This is a genomic window from Rossellomorea sp. DA94 (genome assembly GCF_029834455.1).
In the GTDB taxonomy this organism is placed as follows: domain Bacteria; phylum Bacillota; class Bacilli; order Bacillales; family Bacillaceae_B; genus Rossellomorea; species Rossellomorea vietnamensis.
Genome location: NZ_CP122397.1, coordinates 1592414 through 1605847, shown reverse-complemented (window position 1 = coordinate 1605847; position 13434 = coordinate 1592414). Strand labels below are relative to the sequence as shown.

At 42.2% G+C, this 13434-nt stretch carries 14 protein-coding genes and 1 other annotated feature; of the genes, 2 read left to right on the top strand and 12 right to left on the bottom strand.

Going from position 1 to position 13434, the window contains the following annotated elements:
- Positions 1-2: 2 nt before the first annotated feature.
- The 3 genes from opp3C to P8596_RS08415 all read right to left on the bottom strand — a co-directional run bounded on the left by opp3C (position 3) and on the right by P8596_RS08415 (position 3791).
- Positions 3-1037: an oligopeptide ABC transporter permease gene (gene opp3C, locus P8596_RS08425; protein ID WP_279726585.1), complete on the bottom strand. Its 1035-nt coding sequence runs from the start codon at positions 1035-1037 to the stop codon at positions 3-5.
- Positions 1037-1966: an oligopeptide ABC transporter permease gene (gene opp3b / locus P8596_RS08420; protein WP_224520453.1), complete on the bottom strand. Its 930-nt coding sequence runs from the start codon at positions 1964-1966 to the stop codon at positions 1037-1039. The genes opp3C and opp3b overlap by 1 nt, the downstream gene beginning before the upstream one ends.
- A 172-nt stretch (positions 1967-2138) precedes the next feature.
- On the bottom strand, positions 2139-3791 hold the full coding sequence (locus P8596_RS08415) for a peptide ABC transporter substrate-binding protein (protein WP_279726584.1): 1653 nt from the start codon (positions 3789-3791) through the stop codon (positions 2139-2141).
- A 510-nt stretch (positions 3792-4301) separates the two neighbouring features.
- On the opposite strand from P8596_RS08415, the gene P8596_RS08410 reads away from it, so the two are divergent.
- Together P8596_RS08410 and trpS are read left to right on the top strand one after the other, a co-directional pair.
- Positions 4302-4685, top strand: coding sequence for a DUF3899 domain-containing protein (locus P8596_RS08410; RefSeq protein WP_279726583.1), 384 nt, complete (start codon positions 4302-4304; stop codon positions 4683-4685).
- Positions 4686-4728: 43 nt separating this feature from the next.
- Positions 4729-4961: a binding site (T-box leader), on the top strand.
- 51 nt (positions 4962-5012) lie between these two features.
- Positions 5013-6011 carry a tryptophan--tRNA ligase gene (gene trpS / locus P8596_RS08405; RefSeq protein WP_279726581.1) on the top strand — a complete coding sequence of 333 codons (999 nt, stop codon included), beginning with the start codon at positions 5013-5015 and terminating at the stop codon, positions 6009-6011.
- Between the two features lie 102 nt (positions 6012-6113).
- Here trpS and P8596_RS08400 read toward each other — a convergent pair whose 3' ends face one another.
- From P8596_RS08400 to P8596_RS08360, 9 genes are all read right to left on the bottom strand, one after another.
- Complete coding sequence (locus P8596_RS08400; RefSeq protein ID WP_034763445.1) at positions 6114-6863, bottom strand: YjbA family protein; 750 nt, start codon at positions 6861-6863, stop codon at positions 6114-6116.
- A gap of 95 nt (positions 6864-6958) precedes the next feature.
- Positions 6959-7168 carry a YuzI family membrane protein gene (locus P8596_RS08395; protein WP_034763443.1) on the bottom strand — a complete coding sequence of 70 codons (210 nt, stop codon included), beginning with the start codon at positions 7166-7168 and terminating at the stop codon, positions 6959-6961.
- A gap of 136 nt (positions 7169-7304) precedes the next feature.
- Positions 7305-8066 carry a DUF2268 domain-containing putative Zn-dependent protease gene (locus P8596_RS08390; RefSeq protein ID WP_279726579.1) on the bottom strand — a complete coding sequence of 254 codons (762 nt, stop codon included), beginning with the start codon at positions 8064-8066 and terminating at the stop codon, positions 7305-7307.
- 92 nt (positions 8067-8158) lie between these two features.
- A complete protein-coding gene (fabF, locus tag P8596_RS08385; protein WP_224520457.1) occupies positions 8159-9403 on the bottom strand; it encodes a beta-ketoacyl-ACP synthase II in 1245 nt (414 codons plus the stop codon).
- Between the two features lie 51 nt (positions 9404-9454).
- Positions 9455-10387: a beta-ketoacyl-ACP synthase III gene (locus tag P8596_RS08380; protein ID WP_159361745.1), complete on the bottom strand. Its 933-nt coding sequence runs from the start codon at positions 10385-10387 to the stop codon at positions 9455-9457.
- 217 nt (positions 10388-10604) lie between these two features.
- Positions 10605-10793 carry a ComZ family protein gene (locus tag P8596_RS08375; protein ID WP_034763435.1) on the bottom strand — a complete coding sequence of 63 codons (189 nt, stop codon included), beginning with the start codon at positions 10791-10793 and terminating at the stop codon, positions 10605-10607.
- Positions 10790-11758 carry a BMP family ABC transporter substrate-binding protein gene (locus tag P8596_RS08370; RefSeq protein ID WP_279726577.1) on the bottom strand — a complete coding sequence of 323 codons (969 nt, stop codon included), beginning with the start codon at positions 11756-11758 and terminating at the stop codon, positions 10790-10792. Before P8596_RS08370 ends, P8596_RS08375 begins: the two co-directional genes overlap by 4 nt.
- Positions 11759-11859: 101 nt before the next feature.
- Positions 11860-12579, bottom strand: a complete 720-nt coding sequence (locus P8596_RS08365; protein ID WP_279726575.1) for a hypothetical protein — start codon at positions 12577-12579, stop codon at positions 11860-11862.
- 22 nt (positions 12580-12601) lie between these two features.
- Positions 12602-13345 carry an alpha/beta fold hydrolase gene (locus P8596_RS08360; protein WP_224520461.1) on the bottom strand — a complete coding sequence of 248 codons (744 nt, stop codon included), beginning with the start codon at positions 13343-13345 and terminating at the stop codon, positions 12602-12604.
- Positions 13346-13434: the final 89 nt, after the last annotated feature.

The following is a 13434-nucleotide window of genomic DNA, read 5'->3' as shown; positions in this document are numbered from 1 at the left end:
CATTACTTACGCATTTTCGGATCTAGTGCGTCACGCAGTCCATCGGCCATTAAGTTGAAGCTTAGAATGACTAATGAAATGACAGCTGATGGTACAAGCATCATATGTGGATATGATTGAATAGATCTGTATCCTTCATTAACCAATGATCCCAGAGATGCTTTAGGTGGAGCGATCCCTAATCCGATAAAGCTTAAGAATGCTTCTACGTATATTGCTGAAGGAACCGTGAACATTGTCGTAATGATGACTGGTCCCATTACGTTCGGTAGCAGATGTTTAAAGATTAAACGATTACTGCTTGCCCCTAATGTACGGGATGCTAAGACGAATTCCTGATTCTTTAATTGAAGAACTTGTCCACGGACAATCCTTGACATTCCGACCCAGCCGGTTATGACCATTGCCATTGTAATGGAGAAAATACCCGGTTCAAATATCAGGATGAAAAGGATGACTACGATTAGATTTGGTATCCCTACCAAAATTTCAACGATACGCTGCATTACATCATCGACTCTTCCACCATAGTAAGCGGAAATCCCACCGTATGAAATCCCGATCAGGAAATCAATGACTGCGGCAAGTATCCCGATGTATAGAGAGACGCGTGTTCCGTTCCATGTACGTGTCCATAAGTCACGTCCGAGGTCATCTGTACCGAACCAATAATTCTCTTTGATTTGTCTCGATTCATACACATCAAAGCCGTCAGCATCTTTTCCGTCAAACGGAAGCCAGCTGATCCCTGAAAGCGCTTCAATTTTCGGAGGCAGCTTTGCATGACGGATATTTTGATCACTGAAACTGTATTCATTCATTCCAGGACCGAATATGGCAAAGAATACGATAATTACAGTGATAATGATTCCCACAAGTGCGCCTTTATTCTTGCGCAAACGAATCCATGAGTCCTGCCAGAAATTCAAGCTTGGACGTGAAATTTTTTCTGCCTCGTCTCCACTAGCCTGTTGGGGTTGGAAGAGGTCTGGACTAAGTTGGTCTAGTTGCTCTTGTTTCTTTTGTTTTGCTCCCATTATTTCTTCCCTCCAGCTAAGCGAATACGCGGATCAATGATTCCGTATAAAATATCTACCAAGAAAATGACACCAATGAATAAAGCACTAAAGAAAAGGGTAATTCCCATAATGACCGTATAATCATTCGTGTTGATTGATAAGACGAATTGTTCCCCTAATCCAGGAACCGCAAAAATCCGTTCTACAACCAGTGATCCAGTCATAACTGCTACTGTCATAGGCCCAAGAATAGTTACAATTGGAATCATGGCATTTCTAACTCCGTGCTTCACAATGGTACCCGTCTTTGAAATACCTTTGGCAGTTGCTAGTAAGATATAATCAGAGTTTAAAATCTCTAACATTTCTGTTCTCATAAAACGGGCAATAGTGGCTACCACACCGACTGTAAGTGCTAGTGTAGGTAGAATGGTATGCTTATACTCACCCCAAAGTGCTACTGGAAGCCATTCAAGTTTTACCCCTACATAATATTGTAATAGTGCTGCAAATACAAAGGACGGAATCGATATTCCCAATACAGCCATGAAAGTAGATCCATAGTCTAACCAAGTATTGTGTTTAATTGCAGCAACGATACCTACTAACAGTCCTATAAACGTTCCTAATACCATGGCTTGAAATCCTAAAAGTGAGGAAGGACCAATACGACTGCCAAGAATTTGAGTAACCGGGCGATTATCATATTGGAAGGATAACCCCAAATCTCCTTTAGCCAGCCCGACCATATAGTTGATATATTGTTCTGGCAGCGGGTCGTTGAGACCGTATTTATCCAGGATGATTTGTTGTTGTTCCGGAGACAGCCTTTCTGTGTTTTGCAGTGGAGATCCAGGCAGGAGCTTCATCAGAAAGAAAGTGGCGGTTGCAATGATAAGCAAAGTGATGATCATATAGACGATACGTTGAATTGTATATCTGACCATTCTTTAGCCCCCCTTTTTTATCTTATTTTTTCTACATTTTTAATTATAGCTATTTTCGACAAATTTTCAATCTATTTTTACTTTTTTGATAATTATCGACATTCACTGGAAAAGGAGAGCATATGCTCATGCATACGCTCTCCCTTTAAAGGTGTGTCTACTGAGTTAATACTTACTCAATTGAAGCCCATTTGTATGAATTATCTGCACCAAATGAATGACGTAGAACATTCTTAACATACGGACGTTCTAGATAAGAAACCCCTTTTTGATACATTGGGCTGATCGCTTGATCGTCAAAGAGGATCTTTTCTGCATCAACCATTGCCTGCCAGCGTGCATCTAAATCGTCAAGAAGTTCACCTTTAGCTTGTTCAATTTTCTTGTCATATTCAGGATTTGAGTAACCCATTTGGTTATGAGCACCGTCTGTCACGAACATGTCAACGAAAGTCATCGGATCTGGATAGTCAGGACCCCAACCAGCGAAAGAGAAGTCATATTGACCTTTAGTTTCTAATTCAAGCTTTTGCTTGAATGGTTGAGCTTTGATCTTAACCGTTAATCCTTCAAGGTTTTGCTCAAGTTGTTCTTTTAGGAATTCACCGATTTTCTTAGAGCTGTCAGAGTCATAGTTTAATAGTTCTAATTCAATAGAATCTTTACCTAACTCTTCTTTTGCCTTAGCCCAGTAGTCTGCAGCTTTCTTAGCGTCGAATCCACCAAAGTCGCCAACAGCTTCACGGTATTCAGTTCCATCAGGACCTGTTACGAAATCTTTTGGTACTAAGTAGTACGCAGGGATGGATCCGTTATTAAGAAGTACGTCAACCATACCTTGCTTGTCATAAGCAGCATCGATTGCTTTACGAGCATTTACATTTTTCAATACTTCATTACCTTGGTTTAAACGTAAGAAGTATACAGACGTAGCAGCTCTTGTTTTGAAGTTTTCATCTGATTTGTACTTGTCAACGAATTCAGCTGATAGACCAGCGATATCCGCTTTGTTTGTTTCATAAAGGTTAACACCAGTAGCAGTATCTTTAACGATGTTGAAATTAACTTCTTTCAACTTCACAGTTTCTGCATCCCAGTAATCTTCGTTTTTAGAAAGTTTGAAACTTTGCTCATGCTTCCACTCAGAAAGAGTGAATGGTCCGTTATACACAACCGTGTCAGCTTCAAGACCGAACTTGTCGCCTTGCTCTTCCACGAATTTTTGATTTTGAGGATAGAATGTTGCGAAAGAAAGTAAAGCTTTGAAATATGGTACCGGAGTTTCAAGCTGAACTTCTAATGTTTTGTCATCAGTTGCTTTAACACCTAATTCATCAACTGGTAGGTCACCAGCATTTACTTTAGCAGCGTTTTTGATATCGTACATGATGTACGCATACTCTGCACCAGTATCAGGATTTAAAGCTTTTTTCCAAGCGTAAACGAAGTCGTTAGCCGTAACGGGGTCACCGTTTGACCATTTCGCATCACGAATCTTGAACGTGTAAGTTTTGCCATCTTCACTGACTTGTGGTTCTTCAGCAGCCATACCAAGAACTGCCTCGTCATTTTCACCTAAACGGTAAAGACCTTCCAATACGTTGTTCATTACGTTGAATGAAACAGCGTCAGTTGCCAGAGTAGAGTCCATTGATGGGATCTCAGACGCCTCCAGCAGGTTAAGTACCTGTTCCTTCTTTTCGTCAGAACCGCCTGCACCTGATCCTTCTTCATTGCCTTCAGTCTTCTTGTCGCCGCCACAAGCAGCCAAGAAAGTACTTAGAGCCAGAAGAAGAACCAGCAAGAATGAAAACTTTTTCTTCATCTTGAAATTGACCTCCTCGTAAATCTCATATTTATTTATCTTCTAATTTTCAGAAGATTTGTTACTTATTATACATGATAGAGAAATTATTGCAATATGAATTTAACAGTTTTTTTGCTAAATTATCAGATTAGTAGGTATATTGTTGTTGAAAACCTGTTATATCAACGTTTTTTCTAAACATTTTAGAGAGTTTGTCCCATTACAATTGTTACAATCGTAAATTTCTACTGTGTAAAACCATTATACAATCTGGATGATTCTTCAGCTTCTGACGCTCCCCTTCTATTATAAATATTAAAACATCAGACTAAATATAAATAATAGAATTAATACTTATTTCTCTCACTTTCAACCTTTGGAATGAGCTAACGTTTGTATGTACGCTCTGTATGGATGTCTGTCGTCTCCTGTTATACACTTACGAAAGAATTGTATATATATGAATGAGGATTGAATTATTCTTCTTCCTTCATGTATACTTTGGTTAAAAACATCTTAAGGAGCATTATGAAACGAATGATATTGTTCAACATACTTACCTTTCTTATTTTTATCATTGCCATGGTAGTGGCTTCACTGCAGGAAAAAGATCTATTTCTTTCTATTATAGACAGTTTGTTTGTCATCGGGATTGCCTATATCAGTATCGGTGCCCTCCTTTATATTTTTGGAAAGGGATTTTTCAACGGGATCGTGTACGCTCTTAAAAGATTTCGCAACAGCACGAAACAGGGAAAGTATATATCCCAGTTCGATGACCTGGATGAGATGAAAGAAGCACACGAGGAATATGGTGTACAACGTTCCTACTCCATTACGAAATCCTTTTTATTGACCGGAGGACTCGCATTCGTCCTTTCGATTATCATGACCTACCTTCTGTACACTTGAATTCACCCTTTTTTTCTCATATAATATCTACATATGAATGAAAGTATAAGCATGGATGAAGAGTAGTACTTTTCAGGGTGAGTCAAAGAGAGCTTGTGGGTGGTGCGAACAAGTATTCATTCGAAAAGGAATGGACTTCGGAGCTTTATGTGTGAAACGGAGTAGCACATAACGGGATGACCTTACGTTAAAGAGGTTCCATGCACGTCATGGACTAAGGTGGCTCTAACAGGCACTTAGGGTGGCACCGCGGAAATCATCCCATTCGTCCCTATTTTTCATAGGACGGGTGGGTTTTTATTTTGTGTAAAACTAGGAGGAAATGAAATGAAGACAATATTTAGTGGCATTCAGCCGAGTGGGACGATCACCCTCGGTAATTACATCGGAGCGATGAAGCAATTCACCGAGCTTCAGGAAGAATATAATTGTTACTTCTGTGTGGTTGACCAGCACGCGATCACAGTGGCTCAGGATAAAATGGAGCTGCGTAAAAACATCCGCAGTCTTGCCGCCCTGTATATCGCCTGTGGCATCGATCCGGAGAAATCCACATTATTCATTCAATCGGAAGTCCCTGCACACGCACAGGCAGGATGGATCCTGCAGTGTGTGACCTATATCGGGGAGCTTGAAAGAATGACTCAATTCAAAGATAAATCTCATGGCAAAGAGGCCGTTTCAGCAGGATTATTAACGTACCCACCGCTTATGGCGGCTGACATCCTCTTATATGGAACCGATCTTGTTCCAGTCGGGGAGGATCAGAAACAGCATCTGGAACTGACCAGGAACCTGGCAGAACGCTTCAACAATAAATACAATGATATCTTCACGGTACCCGAAGTAAGAATCCCCAAAGTCGGTGCCCGGGTGATGTCCCTTCAGGACCCGTTGAAGAAGATGAGTAAATCGGATTCGAACCAGAAAGCGTTCATTACACTCCTTGACGATCCTAAACAGATCGAGAAGAAAATCAAGAGTGCCGTAACCGATTCAGATGGCATTGTGAAATATGATAAAGAAAGCAAGCCCGGTGTGTCTAACCTCCTTTCGATCTATTCGATCCTTGAAGGTACTTCTATAGATGAACTCGAACAGAAATATGAAGGGAAAGGATACGGGGACTTCAAAAGCGACTTGGCACAGGTGGTCATAAACGCCATCAAGCCGGTACAGGACCGCTACTATGAATTGATCGATTCAGAGGAATTGGATGATATCCTTGATCGCGGTGCAGAAAAGGCAAACTTTGCAGCAAACAAAATGCTGAAGAAGATGGAAAAGGCCATGGGACTGGGAAGAAAAGAGAGAAAGAGGAAATAAACAGAAAGGCCAGAGACTGCTTCCGCGGTGTCTGGCCTTTTTCCTGCCGGCATACAAAAAAACCTCAAGCCCACTCCTGACTCAAGGTTTTCATGCGAAGTATCAATTTACCTTAGGACGGTTTTCCACTTCCCATAGTTTTTCGAAAAATGGTTGTCCCTTTATCAAATTTTCACAGAGAGTGAGGTGCTTGTCCGACCAACCGTACTGGGTTTCTTCATATAGCATCTGCCATATGTCTTCGAAATCCATTTCCTGTATGGTGCGGTAGCGCTCTGGTGCCCATTCGGTGTACCAATAGCGGATTTCCGCCGTGTTGTTTGAACTGTGAAGTTGATCAAGGGCCATGAATAACAGCTGCTTCAATTGTCTTTCCTTCCGCGTTAGCCCACTCATCATATAAGGATTCGGGGAAAGAATATGATACGCATCCTCCCTTTTACCGTCCGGCTCAATGGAATACTGTACCGTTTCATGACTTTCGACCATTTCATACACCAGTTGTTCCTGTCTTGGTATCAGCCTGCTTTTTCTGATTGGAACGGTGTATCCGATTGTGTCCACTGCCAGTATCCCGGTACCATCCGTCACAATGAAACAATAATCCAACTGGATCCGTTCGTGATTTTTTCGCAGATACGCTTTTTGATAAACATGATGGAGCAGTTGTTGAGGTAACTCTGATAGATCATTCTCGATGTAATGAAACAGTGTCGTGTCTACTTTAATCAGAGGAACCTGATCCAGTAATTCAATAACGTCCTCTTTTCTCCATTCATGAAAATGGCAGACATTGTAACCATTTTCTTCGCCTTCGAACCAATTTACCCATACATCATGAAGATATAACATGATTGACCCCTCGCTTTGCTTCAATCTTATTTGTCAATCAGTATAGGCTAATCCGTGTAAATTTATTCCTATCATAAGGGGTTTTATGATAGTGATTATATTTTTCTGCGGGGTATATAGATCGAGAGGGTGATGACGAGGATTCCCAAAAGGAATAAATAACATTCGACACGTGTGGAGACGAAGACTATATAGTCTGCAAATGTCATTCCGGTCGTAAGCAAGTTTAAATACATGATTAAACTTACTCCTCCTGAAACAGCCAGTCCAAATCCTATAAAGAGCCCGAACAATTGTACCACCATACCTTCCGCCTCTATCCTTACATTTAGATATTGGAGCCCGTCCATGCTTAATATATTTTATGAAAAGAACAGGAAGATATGACGGCACAGGTCATTCTAATTTCAGGAAGATCAGATTCAGCAATTCCCTTGATTTCTATGGCAAAAATACTGCTGACGGTTCTCCTATGAGGGAAAGGGTTGACGAATCCTGTTTCTTTAAAAACTGTTGCACCAATCGGTAGCCCGATGAATAGCCGAGCATTTTCGGAAAGGATTTCTGTCCAAGAAGCAGCTGATCATGCAGGGGACTATCCCGCCTCACTTCCAAATTGGGCTCTATCCATTTTTCATAGTAGCGGGACAACTCTTGTTCATCATACGCTTTTGTCCAGGGAGCCACATATTTCTCTCCACAGTATTCTTTGACAGCCGTTTCTGCCAGCCCTTCAAAGATGATGGAGTCAAGGAGCGTGTAGTGATCCTCCTTTTTGCTTAAGCGCTTCATTCTGACACAGTGATGATATTCATGGACAAATAACGCTTCATACTCTTTTGGGTCTTCCTGGTCCGTAACAAAAAAGAAGATTTCATCTTTGAAGCATACCCCTGATTTTTTCATGGATGACTGGAACATCCCCTTTTTTTCCTGTACGGGGAATAGATAGATCGGAACGCTCGGTCCATTCCACTTCCGCTTATATTTTTTTTCAAAGAGAGCAAATCGTTCCCAAAGTTTCTTTTCTTTCATTTTTTCGTAAATATCTCCGGCGAGACGCCCAGAACGGTACATTCCGTGCTTTGTGAGGTATTGATAAAAGGATTGCTGATCGTCTTTGCCATTTTTCGTTTTCTTGAGAAGATCCAAGGGATTATCAATCCACTCTGCCAACCACTCATCTGTAGGTATGACTGCCACCTTCATCCCTCTTTCCATGTTTTTTATCATGTATATGTGAAAGAGGAAAGATTCACAACAAAAAGAGCCTGCTGAGTAGCAGGCTCTTTTTGTTAATTTTGATATTTTTTAAATACGATGGTGGCATTATGACCACCGAATCCTAATGAATTACTCATCGCTACATTCACTTCTTGTTTCCTTGCTTCGTTTGCTACATAGTCGAGATCACAATCAGGATCCGGCGTTTCAATATTGATCGTAGGAGGAAGCACACTGTCTTTCATCGCCAATACAGTGAAAATCGCTTCCACTCCTCCTGCTGCACCAAGAAGGTGGCCCGTCATTGATTTCGTCGAACTCATAGCCAGTTTATAAGCATGGTCCCCGAATACTTCCTTCACAGCCATCGTTTCGTATTTATCATTATATGGAGTACTAGTTCCGTGGGCATTGATGTAATCCATCTCTTCAGGAAGGATCCCGCCATCTTCAAGTGCCATTTTCATCGCTCGTGCGCCACCCTCTCCAGCCGGGGCCGGGGCAGTGATATGATAGGCATCTCCGGTACATCCGTACCCAACGATTTCTGCATAAATCGTCGCTCCGCGTTTTAAGGCATGCTCAAGTTCTTCCAGAACGACAATTCCTGCTCCTTCTCCCATTACGAAGCCATCACGATTGGAATCAAACGGTCTTGATGCTTTTTCAGGATCTGGATTCGTGGAAAGGGCTGTGTTTGCACAGAATCCGGCAACGGACATTTTCGTGATGGGTGCCTCTGCTCCACCGGAAACCATCACATCCGCATCCCCACGCTGAATGACCTTGAAGGCATCACCGATTGAGTTTGTCCCTGTCGCACATGCCGTTACGGTACAAGAGTTGAAGCCTTTGGCTCCGAGCATAATGGATACTTGTCCCGCTGCCATATCAGGTATGATCATTGGCACGAAGAACGGGCTCACCCGGCGGTATCCACGTTTTTGGAAGGTTTCGTATTGCTGTTCAAATGTTTCCATTCCCCCGATTCCTGAACCGATCCAAACACCGACACGATGTGCATTTTCGTCTGTGATATCAAGCTTTGAATCTTTTACTGCCATTAACGACGCGGCAATCGCATAGTGAGTGAAGCGGTCCATCTTCCTTGCTTCTTTTCTTTCCACTCCGAACTCTTCAATATTGAAGTCTTTTAGTTCTGCCGCTACTTTGGCAGGATACTCATCGGCGTTTAAACGCGTCAGAGGCCCTACCCCTGTCTTTCCGGCCAAAATATTCGACCAGGTCGATTCAACATCATTACCTAAAGGCGTGACGCTTCCTAATCCTGTCACCACTACACGCTTTTTATTCATTCTATTCCATCTCCTTTATCTGCAAGTTGTCGATAAGTTTCTGATACTCTATTATTTACCCCAGCGCATAATGATTGCGCCCCAAGTTAAACCGCCACCGAATCCTACCATGACGACAACATCATTCTCTTTCACTCTTCCCGCCTCTAGATCTTCCACTAAAGAAACCGGGATAGAAGCCGCTGATGTATTCCCATATTTATTTACGGTCTTAGACATTTTCTCCACGGGCAGTTCCAGTCGTTGCCTGGCTGCTTCCATGATACGGATATTGGCCTGGTGAGGAATCAGGAAATCTACGTCCTCTTTACTTAAACCTGCCTTTTCAATCACATTTATACTGGATTCACCCATTTGACGAACGGCGAACTTAAACACTTCCCGACCGTTCATGATCAATTTTTCATCCTGATACAAATGCTTCGCTCCTGAACCGTCCGATCCTAATTCAAAGGCGAGAATCCCCTTGCCGTCTGGAACGGGTCCAAGGACCGCCGCACCTGCAGCATCTCCAAACAGTACGGCTGTGTTACGGTCCTCCCAGTCAGTGATTTTGGATAATTTCTCCACACCGACCACTAGGACATTCTTGTACGCACCATTATCAATGAATTGCTTTGCCGTAATCATACCATACATGAAGCCTGCACATGCGGCACTTATATCCATTGCCGCAGCCTTCTTGGCCCCCAATCTTTCCTGAAGGAGGCAGGCAACGGATGGGAATGGATGATCCGGGGTAACGGTTGCAACCATGATCAGGTCGATGTCCTCCGGATCGATTTCCGCGTCAGCGATTGCCTTCTTTGCGGCTTCGAATGCCATATCAGAGGTATTTGTTTCATTATTTGCTATTCTTCTCTCTTCAATGCCTGTTCTCGTACGAATCCATTCATCCGAAGTATCCACCATTTTTTCGAGGTCCGCGTTTGTTAAGATCTTTTCAGGAAGATAACGTCCAATTCCAATAATACCTGTATTCATACTGGCGTTCCCTACTTTCGTTTATAATTTTTTTCATATGCTTAATGGTTATTATCAATTATTATGACTTGGTACTAATTTTATCGAAGATTTCTACTTTCTGCAATTATTTTTTCTTCCTTACCCTCTCCCACATCATCTGACCACACTCGTTCATCCCCACTACACAACGAAAGACGGGCCACCTAACATTCAGGTGACCCGTCTTTCCATTCGCTTATTCTTTATGTAAGGCATCCTGTTTGCCTAATTCATAGGCTTCACTCATGACTTGAGTGAACAGCGTCATGAATGGCTGCAGCATTTCAGGAGAGAACTCGACTCCCGCTTGATCGAGTTGTTCCTTCGCTTGAGGGAAATACTTCATGGCAATTTGCATAAATTCCATTGTTTTGTCTTGATTCATTGCTTCGATTCCTTTCCATTCGGCAATTTGCCGGTATCAATATAGTCCTTGATATGTTGCTTCATTTCAGATTGAAAATCTTTTGGAATGACTGGACTGAATTTCCCCATGGAGATCACACCGTCTTCAAAATCGAATTCCAGGTTACCTGACTCCAGCTCATCATGGGCGAACCTCTCGGCTACTACTGCATACAACTTATCTGCCTGTTGAACTGTGCTTGTCAGGACCGTTGATTCCCCAAGATCGGATTGATCGGATACGTACCCTATGGCATACAGTCCTTTTTCCTTAAGCTTTTCGATTACAGCTACATTATAGCCGTCACCTGCAGGATACACAACATCGATATCCTCGTTTAGTAAAGTGTCCAACTCGTTAAGGGCCCTCTCTTGATCGTCCCAATGATTGGTGTACTCTACGTTAACCTCTGTCTCACTGTTTTGATACTTCGCTCCATCTATAAACCCTTGAACTTCCGGCTGCCACTCGAAGGCCGCAATCACACCGATCTTCTTCGTTTTAGAGTGAAAGGCTGCTGTCATTCCTCCGAAAAAGCCCATTGCGTATCCCTTGAACTGTAGGCTTGTCGTATTTTTCTCCGTGGCATGCCCGTTAAAGCTGACGAAATGCATATTGGGATGCTCTTCTGACAAGTCGTTAAAGACATCCGCATACTCACTTCCATGTCCAAATACTAAGGTGACATCCTTATCATCAAATTCCTCTACTGCCTGCTTGATTGATGTATCATTCTTCATTCCCTCTTTATAGAACACGTCTGCATGATAATCGGATTGTATTTTTAGTAATCCTTTGTAACCTTTTGTTCCCCAAACTCCATCATTCACTGCTTCCGGAACAAGTAAACCAACCTTTTCTATCTCTTCGCTGTTCCCTGCTGAACAACCACTTAGTCCGACCAGGAATACAATCAGGTAAAACATGTACCATTTCTTATTCATGTGCAGCAACTCCTTTAAAGCCCATGCAGCATCTATAAAAGGTTCATTACATCATTCCTATTTTACCCTCACCTGTATCCACATGAAAAGGAAAAGTTTTCTCACTCCTCCATTTCATGCAAGCGTATCCCTTTTTCTTGTTGATCAATGATGCCCTTGTGAGACTTTGATGGTCTGACGATCACTTCTTTTCCAACGGCATCGATTTTACGGTGACTAGTTGAAAACGTTTCATTTGTTATATAGGATAGAGCTTCATTCCAGCTCCTGTCTGACAGAGGCTTCAAGGTAAAGATGTCTTTTTTTGAAGAAAGATTGACAATCATTTTGGCTGCGTCCTTCACATAAATCGCCCCCGAGGGATCATCCACATAATTCTTTCCTTCCCCTCTGCCGGTCAAAATCTGTGCAAACAGGAATTCTTCCGGTTGATGGATGCCATATAACGTTGGAAGGTAGAAGGCAGCACCATCTTCTTCAAGACTTCCATTCCCTTTCCCGTTGCTGTAAATTCGAATCATATGGAAGGGTTGGTCCACTTTTGAAAGCAGTTCATCCACTTCTGATAAATACCCCGCTCTATTCCCTCTTATCTGATCATAGTAAGGAAGGAATACACTGGACCCTGAGCGTACGCTCTTATCCCATTCCCGATAAGGCACGTACTCAAGGTTTGCATTCCTTCCAATTTCCATCCATTTATCCTTCGTCTCTTGGTGCTCATCAATGGCGGTCACGGTCCATCCTTTTTCCAGAAGGGCATGACAGAGTTCAAATCCCAAAAACTGTTGTGCAGCAAAAACGAATGCATGATGGTTCAAGTCAATCACTCCAATTTATTAGTTATAACTCTTTCTCATGCAGGGAAAAGTAAGATGCGATCTTCCCTCCAAGAGACCCTCGCTTCTCAGGAAGAACAAAGAATAGATCCGTTGAAACTCCTTTTGCTAAACGCTCCGTATATATATCTTTTATGAGAGTGAATTGATTTTTATAACGATTTAGAGTCATTGACTGAACAATATACAGGGGAATAGGGATCTCCTGGAATATTTTGTAGTCCTGTGATTGTTTTGAGATGAAGGCTTCACAATCCTCTTCCTTCATCTTCAGCATGAAGGAAAGTTCTTTTATCACTTTTTTATAAAAGAATTTCTGCTCTTTTTCTTGTTCTAAATGGTCATACATCGATACGCAGGGGGAGAGCAGGACAGCACTTCTTATATCATGTGCCAATTTCGGATAGAGATTTTTCAATACTAACGCTCCCATTCCTTCGGCCAAAATATGGATCTTTCCATTGATGATTTCGTTCCGCTTCACATGCTGATAGAGTCGCCTGGCCAATTGCACGGCTTGATCGCTACCCCAATTCGCTCCATACAGATTACTATAATATACAATGTACCCCTTGGCTGTCAGCTCTTGAATCCACTTATACCGTGCCTCATGCTGCACCCAGAAACTGCTCTTTTCGTCTACATAGTGATGGGAGTCCCCTATAATCATTACAGCGAATCCATTTGGTCGTTCAGGGTAATGAATCATGCACCACTCTTGCTCTAATTGAAACAATCGTTGATACATTTAAATTTCTCCTTTTACATACTGAGTCTCTATAGTTTATGTAGTGAGACAGCATTTGTAAGGGAGATAGCCCATAGGAACCCTATTAT

Coding starts and splice junctions, on each gene's coding strand:
- trpS (WP_279726581.1), top strand. CDS start 5,013: ATGAAGACAATATTTAGTGGCATTCAGCCGAGTGGGACGATCACCCTC.
- P8596_RS08380 (WP_159361745.1), bottom strand. CDS start 10,387: ATGAATACAGGTATTATTGGAATTGGACGTTATCTTCCTGAAAAGATC.
- P8596_RS08415 (WP_279726584.1), bottom strand. CDS start 3,791: ATGAAGAAAAAGTTTTCATTCTTGCTGGTTCTTCTTCTGGCTCTAAGT.
- P8596_RS08375 (WP_034763435.1), bottom strand. CDS start 10,793: ATGAATCAAGACAAAACAATGGAATTTATGCAAATTGCCATGAAGTAT.
- P8596_RS08395 (WP_034763443.1), bottom strand. CDS start 7,168: ATGGTGGTACAATTGTTCGGGCTCTTTATAGGATTTGGACTGGCTGTT.
- opp3C (WP_279726585.1), bottom strand. CDS start 1,037: ATGGGAGCAAAACAAAAGAAACAAGAGCAACTAGACCAACTTAGTCCA.
- opp3b (WP_224520453.1), bottom strand. CDS start 1,966: ATGGTCAGATATACAATTCAACGTATCGTCTATATGATCATCACTTTG.
- P8596_RS08370 (WP_279726577.1), bottom strand. CDS start 11,758: ATGAATAAGAAATGGTACATGTTTTACCTGATTGTATTCCTGGTCGGA.
- P8596_RS08400 (WP_034763445.1), bottom strand. CDS start 6,863: ATGTTATATCTTCATGATGTATGGGTAAATTGGTTCGAAGGCGAAGAA.
- P8596_RS08360 (WP_224520461.1), bottom strand. CDS start 13,345: ATGTATCAACGATTGTTTCAATTAGAGCAAGAGTGGTGCATGATTCAT.
- P8596_RS08410 (WP_279726583.1), top strand. CDS start 4,302: ATGAAACGAATGATATTGTTCAACATACTTACCTTTCTTATTTTTATC.
- fabF (WP_224520457.1), bottom strand. CDS start 9,403: ATGAATAAAAAGCGTGTAGTGGTGACAGGATTAGGAAGCGTCACGCCT.